At 30.7% G+C, this 1,561-nt stretch carries 1 protein-coding gene; it reads left to right on the plus strand.

Annotation, left to right across the window (positions count from 1 at the left end; genetic code table 11):
* The first annotated feature begins 1,045 nt into the window (after positions 1-1,045).
* Positions 1,046-1,273 carry a hypothetical protein gene (locus tag DIT68_RS16665; RefSeq protein ID WP_317133922.1) on the plus strand — a complete coding sequence of 76 codons (228 nt, stop codon included), beginning with the start codon at positions 1,046-1,048 and terminating at the stop codon, positions 1,271-1,273.
* Positions 1,274-1,561 lie beyond the last annotated feature (288 nt).

A 1,561-nucleotide genomic window follows, 5' to 3' on the forward strand; every position in this document is an offset into this window, starting at 1 on the left:
TACCATTCCGAACAGAGAAGTTAAGACTGCTTGCGCTGATGGTACTGCCCTTTTAAGGGTGGGAGAGTAAGACGACGCCACTTTTTAAAAACCTCATACAGAAATGTATGAGGTTTTTTGCGTTTATGGAGATTATTCTTATTCAAACCCTTAAATATTCGTTTGTGCGTTTATTCGTTTTGTAAGGAAAAGTTAAACGATATCCACAGCTAAGGAAAGCAATAAACAGATATTTGGGAAATATTTTTCGAATTGAGCCATTTATTAAATATTCTATTATTCTTTTATGGTGGTTCTTGTTAGTTCTATAATATATTTGCATGATTGGGTTTTAGCTAGGTTTTAAAATATTCTTTAAACTCTTTTGTATAATGGTTTTCCTCAATTAGGGTAAAATGAGAAAACTTCAGTTTTTAATAACTTGGAAGCATGGATTTGGTTAAACCATCAAGAATAGAATTAAATCAATTAAAAGAAAGTATATAGCGCAGGCTTAAAGATTGGAAATGAGCCTTTGGTTAATGAGGATATATTGGGTCTATTGACGAACTAGATGAAGAAATACCAAACCATTATAATAGACAATTAGAATTGATGCGAATGGGAAGTACCGCTGATCGCTTTCATTCAAATGTTGTTCTTAGAAGATTTAATTTTGAAGAGTATGGCACAGTGGAACAGAAGCGAGGCAACAGATCAGTAATGGGAATTTTAAAACTTAAACACTGATGAAGCATTTAATAATTGAGGGTTTAATCTGTTAGCTTCTTTTCGATTTATGGAGTTATTAGTTGTATTGCTTTGACTATATAGGTCATTTACTTATTGACTTTTGGTATTACATATTATTTCAATAATTATTTTTCTTATACCAATAGTAGTTATTGCTTTTTTAATCTTAAAGTACTTTAACCAATTTAAAATGACTAGATTTCAATATTATGTTTATGTTGTTGAGTTGTCTAAACGGGTTTTCTCAGAGAATGCCAGGTTTGGGCATGCTAATCCACAATATAATGGTTGTATGCAATGCCTGTATGTCTGAATGACTAGTAAAACACCATCCGAACGTTTTGAACAACATAAAACTAGATTTGTAAATAAAAAGGGTCACAAGCTTTCTTCCTCTATTGTAGAGAAATATGGTAAATACCTTCGGCCAACTTTGTACAATCATTTAAATCCAATTAAGACTCAAGCAGAAGCTTTAAAAATGGAGGAACAACTAGCTTTAGTTCTGAGAAGGCAGAGGTATGCCGTATGGTACAATTAACCGAGATGTTATTTCTTATTTTCGAGGTAATCTAGCGTTAAAGTTTTAGCTGCATTTAGAATCTAACTTTTGCAAAATAACGGACAATTAAAGTTTTTTTTAGAACCATTATTATTTCTAAATGTTTAAATTTAAACAATTAGTGAAATTATGTTCGGATTATTACACTACATGACAAAAATATAACTAATTAAAAATCAGTAAAATAAGCATGGAAACACTTGTTTAAAAGACTGGTATTCAGTATCTTAGATGAATAACTCCACTCATTTATCTATGAAAAAGAAT

This window comes from Brumimicrobium oceani (assembly GCF_003143775.1).
GTDB classification, from domain to species: Bacteria; Bacteroidota; Bacteroidia; order Flavobacteriales_D; family Crocinitomicaceae; genus Brumimicrobium; species Brumimicrobium oceani.

Coding starts and splice junctions, on each gene's coding strand:
- DIT68_RS16665 (WP_317133922.1), top strand. CDS start 1,046: ATGACTAGTAAAACACCATCCGAACGTTTTGAACAACATAAAACTAGA.